The following is a 4,555-nucleotide window of genomic DNA, read 5'->3' on the forward strand; positions in this document are numbered from 1 at the left end:
TCCACCTCCAAACACGCAAAAATGTGGCAAGCTGGCAGAATCAGGTGGAGGACAGCGGACGGAAAAATATCATGAGCTTGGTTCTAATGGAGGGAATGTCGTTATTGAATACGACATGTACGGAGTACCTGATCGTATGGATGTCTTTTATCAAGATAATCTAGTGGCTAGTACTCATGGCGAAGTAAGTAACAAAGGGAGCCTGTCGTTTCAATATAATCCATTTGGTGGAATAACCCAGATTAAAGTCGTCGTATCATCAAGCAGCTCGGGTACGCAATGGGAATACTTGGTGCATTGTCCTAGTCCATAAGAGTAGGGGAGTTAAATAAAACATATAAGGGGTGTATGATATGCCTTTCATTGACACGACTGCTGCTACTTTTTCACCAAAAGTAACAGAGTCTGATTTACAAGCTCGATTAGGTGATCTGCTCGCAACAGCAGGCTGGAAGGTTGTGGCGAACTTTAAGAAGGTCATTTTTGATGCAGGCTTAACAAACCCACGATCGACGAAAACACCCAGCACAGTGTATCGAATAACGGTTGCCGAGCACTTTATTTATGCCAATCAGGAAAATAAGATGTTCGGGATTGCTATCGCTGGATCTTGGAGTCCAAAACTACTTGAGTATAAGTTCAGACCTGATAAAGATGCCTTAGCTGACTTTGCTGATTGGACAACAAATGAATTTAGAAAATATCGTTCTCCTCAAACATTATTTGTTTATATGGTTGAAGATTTAAAGGGCTTGACTCTGAATTATCCTGATATTGTCTTGGCTTGGGATACAAGTCTGGAAAAGGAACAATTGCGTGCAGCAGTCGATATTGAGGTGGAATCCAGTAAATGGAGCGATTCTGGGTCATCAAATGTGGTATTTACAATTGAAAAGGCTGAGGGAGGCCGAATGCAATCACCTGTCATGCAGGCAGGTCTTCGCACCAATTTATTGGAAAAATATTTCGAACCCTCTTACAATTCAGCTGTTCAGTTTACGAACTGGTGGGCTGATTCTGAGATATCAATCAAAGGGACTCTTTCTAAAACGAATCTATTCTTTGTTATGCAATGTGATAATGTGCCCGCACCTGAAGGGAACTTAGTCCCAAGCATTCCATTTTACTTTGGCAAGCTGGACCCGATTGAAGAAGGTGATAATGCTTACGCTTTGTTTGTAGGCAGTGTACCTATTGAGAAAAATCTCAAAGATATTACGGAATATGATTACGACAATACAGCTACTCGTCAGCCTAATATTATGCCGTTGTTAAAATCATATCCAAAATTCCCTGCTAACGGGCTGGATAACGTTTGTGTGCATCGCGGTAAGCTGGGTGCTCGCTATCAGGCGCACTATTTGTCCTGGAATGCGCCGCCTAATCAAATGCCGCCAGCACGATCTTCAGTCGATGGAAAACGAGATTACCCGCGAGCTTGGAATAACGCAGAAAATCCTTTATATAAATACAATTTTAATCCATCTCGATATAGTAGCAAGGTTCATACCTCCAAGGTATATGTAATCCATCCTGAGGAGGGTGTGCGGGGAACGTTAAAAGACACCATCGCATTAGCTGCGTTCTCCTTTCATACAAATAAATTACGGGTTAAAAAAGCTCATTGCCCAGACCAATTTGATGTATATCGTTATTTCATGGTCGAAGGTGTTTCTCCTCTTACCAAGAAGCCAGGGACTCAGTTCCGACCTGCGGGAATTGGTTTGTATTTGAACACGGTTGATAAAGAAGGAAAAGAAATCCCTACTCCTTAGGACTAGGTAAAACACGTAGAGAGGTGAATGCGTAATGGCATGGTTTGATGGAGATTCTACCATTCAATTGTTTCCTGATAAACTGGAAAAATTATTTAATGAGCATGGCTGGCAAACTTATGTGAAATATCGTGCAGTAACAGATCAGGCAAGGAAAGTGACAACTAAATTTGCAGATGTAAGATTGTTTCGATCTGTTGGAAGTGATGGTCAGGTTCGAAATTTTGGTATGGTTTATGGTTATGGTGGCAAATTCAAGAAGCCTGGTGAAGTAGATTATATTTCACAAAACTCAGTGTTAGGTGAAGCTGCATTCCTACCAGGTTCAACGACCCAATTACAAGTAATTGTGTACCCTATTGAAAAAGGCTCATTAATGCTTTACAAAAATGGAGTATTTGTTGATAAAGCCGAGTACAAGGTAGAGGACTTTACCGGAGTGATTACTCTTACTACTCCAGCAGACCCAAATGATAAATTCACGGCTTCCTATGCTCCAGCACCAAATGCACCTGATATGCCGAAAAGATTGTATTTCTTTACCTATGATGATGTTCGAAGTGAGAAGATTGTGCAAGGTATGGATGGCAATGTAAAAGTGGGTGATCCTGAATCTATTTTACCTGATGGAGACGGGGCTAAACGAAGCTTCCAGATACCGACAGCAGCTACCATTAAGGAAGGAACTGTACGTCTTTATATTAACCAGATTGAAATTTCGGCTGATGAGTACGAGGTAGATTATACGACTAACACGATCAAAATTCTTTCAACTCGTCCAGCCCCTGATTTAGGTTCGGAGCTACATGCTTCTTATGTACGTGTGTTAGTTGGAACAGGGACAAAAACAATTAACTATGGCGATATCTTAGTGAAAAAATTTGATCCAGATGACGGTAAGTCTATGATGGATGGTGTATATTCCGCCATTACGTATATTTATCCATCTATGCCAACTGCCTTGTCCTTTACACCTTTAGATCATTTTGATCGTGGTTGGCAGCGTGACTCAACAATGTTTTATTGGGGAAATATGACAAAGGACCGTATCGTTTTATTCCTACGGCCTGATCCAACAGCGGGTCCCGAGAACACCTATTATGCTCCTTTATATATTGGACGTATGACTACGCTTGGCAAATCTCCTCGTAAAAATCATGTAATTATATCAGGATGTCGTCAAAAAGATGAGATTAAATGGAAAAAGGATATGAAGCTAGGGGCGCTATTTGTTGACTATGGCAACCATACCTCAAATGGTAATAGTAGCGTTCAGTTGCAACAGTCTATTGGTGGTACGTACTATCAGGAGCATTATCTTGCGTTTATTACGCATGACAAAATGGTTGATGAAGGCGAATCGCGCTTTAATCCATCTGTTTATAGTGGGAAATATCATATTTCGCCAATGTATGTCGTCCATCCTAACGATGGTTTTGTTGGTAAACTGGATGAGTGCTACGCTATTCACCCTAAAAATATCTCCCAATTGGACGAGCTTGAAGTGATTGAAACTTCTGAAAATGAAGATCTAGGCAAAGGTGATGGAGTCAAAAAAACATTTCATCTTTCCCATCAGCCTTCATTAAAAGACGATGGAACCCCATTCAAGCTTGAGGTAAAGGTAGATTGTGCGTTGATGGTGCTCGGTAAAGACTATACGCTTGACTTTGAAACAAAGAGAATTGTGTTCTTAGACGGAAAAGAACCTGCAAAGGATGCAGAAGTACTTGCTACTTATGACTATAAGCAGTTGTATCGCTATACGTTAGCAGATACACCTGTATGTCCGTTAACGTTAGCGACCATTAGCCCGTTTGCACCTATCGGTCTTGGTATCCTAAAAGACACACTTGTTAAAAACAGCTAATAAGGCGGGGAGGTTGGCGGTGTGCTGAACGGTAAAAAATCTTACCTAATCAGTTTCACCGCCCTTTTTTCTAAAAAGGGCTATGAACTGGCGTTTGGTATAGACACAGTGTTTAATGGGACCAGAAATACTAAATACCATGTAACAGCCCCTGTTAACAGCACTTATAGAAGCCTAAAATTGGATACCTACAAGACAGCAAATAAAGTCCCAAACTCTGCTACCGGTCTGCTTGGAAAAAATATAAAGTTGGCTTCTAACGTGACAGAAGTGGAGGGAGTAGAAGTAGAGTTAGCTTTTGGTAATGTCGTATCCTATCTTTTGGACATCTATAAATACAGTAACGGGGAGTATGCAGGGAAAGAGAGCAACCATCATGACCTGTATGAAGGAACATCATTTTTAAATGTCCAGGAACAGATCGTCAGAACTACAAAAGCTGATTCTATTTTACATGCTAATCATGAACGAACGGTCTTATCAGAGACACTAGTCCCCGTTTGTCAGTCCTCATTTATCTATGGATCACCAAGCCTAGAGGTTTCGAATCAGCATACCATTAGGGCTTTAGGATATGTCCAGCATACTCAAACAGACACTAATTTTTTAGCAGATAAAATCTTAAATACCTACAAAGCAACGGTGGGGAATCAGGAGCTTGCATCCACCCGCAAAAATCTTGATACTTCTCATCCTAATCAACTGACGAAAAGTAAAAGGAAAACGCCAACCTATGATAGTGAGGAAATGCTCCTTCTTCAAAACACTCTTTATGAAAAAGAAGCCGAGCTACAAAAGACATATCTGACTAGTAAAATTGATTACGATCTAGAGAATCTAGGAAGTAAAACTGCTGTTCGTCTTCACGGAGAGATGCTTGATGCAAAAGGGGAACAGAATGCTCTTGGAT

Annotated in this window: 2 protein-coding genes and 2 pseudogenes; all 4 read left to right on the plus strand. The window is 40.8% G+C overall.

The features are described from left to right. A pseudogene (locus AYJ08_RS23725) lies at positions 1-313 on the plus strand (PKD domain-containing protein); the annotation flags it as partial. Between the two features lie 40 nt (positions 314-353). Continuing rightward, on the plus strand, positions 354-1,775 hold the full coding sequence (locus tag AYJ08_RS01200; RefSeq protein ID WP_064016263.1) for a hypothetical protein: 1,422 nt from the start codon (positions 354-356) through the stop codon (positions 1,773-1,775). Between the two features lie 34 nt (positions 1,776-1,809). Then, complete coding sequence (locus AYJ08_RS01205; RefSeq protein ID WP_064016264.1) at positions 1,810-3,645, plus strand: hypothetical protein; 1,836 nt, start codon at positions 1,810-1,812, stop codon at positions 3,643-3,645. Positions 3,646-3,666: 21 nt separating this feature from the next. Beyond that, positions 3,667-4,555, plus strand: a pseudogene (locus tag AYJ08_RS01210) (hypothetical protein); the annotation flags it as partial.

It is taken from the genome of Brevibacillus sp. SKDU10 (genome assembly GCF_001645205.1).
In the GTDB taxonomy this organism is placed as follows: domain Bacteria; phylum Bacillota; class Bacilli; order Brevibacillales; family Brevibacillaceae; genus Brevibacillus_B; species Brevibacillus_B halotolerans.

Bases quoted from the DNA above. Each gene is read 5' to 3' on its own strand.
- AYJ08_RS01205 (WP_064016264.1), top strand. From the start codon at position 1,810: ATGGCATGGTTTGATGGAGATTCTACCATTCAATTGTTTCCTGATAAA.
- AYJ08_RS01200 (WP_064016263.1), top strand. From the start codon at position 354: ATGCCTTTCATTGACACGACTGCTGCTACTTTTTCACCAAAAGTAACA.